The sequence below is a fragment of the Flavobacterium poyangense genome (assembly GCF_011751075.1).
Classification (GTDB): domain Bacteria; phylum Bacteroidota; class Bacteroidia; order Flavobacteriales; family Flavobacteriaceae; genus Flavobacterium; species Flavobacterium poyangense.
In genome coordinates, this window is record NZ_JAALLN010000207.1 from 263 (window position 1) to 533 (window position 271).

The 271-nt window shown below is 52.4% G+C and carries 1 protein-coding gene; it reads left to right on the forward strand.

What is annotated here, in order from left to right; translation table 11 throughout:
• Positions 1-24 precede the first annotated feature (24 nt).
• On the forward strand, positions 25-271 hold a 247-nt coding region (locus tag G3A47_RS23355), incomplete at its 3' end, for a DUF7380 domain-containing protein (RefSeq protein WP_166926672.1).

Sequence of the window (271 nt, forward strand, 5' to 3'; positions counted from 1 at the left end):
CCGACACATAGAAGGTAAGTTGCGATGAGTACCGATGACGGCGATAAGCGGCCGGCAGAGGCGCTAGCTACCCGCCCGCGATTCCTATCTTTGACTTTGGAGATGGTTCGCGACGTCGACTTCGAGAACGTCATCCACGGAGCAGTTTCCGCTGACATCCGTAATTATGAAAATCTATTCGCGAAAGCCGAGGAGGTTGCCGAAGAAAAAGGCAACGAAAATCACGCTGTGGTCTATGCGGTTCTGAGGGCGTTGTGTGGCTTTCAATTCA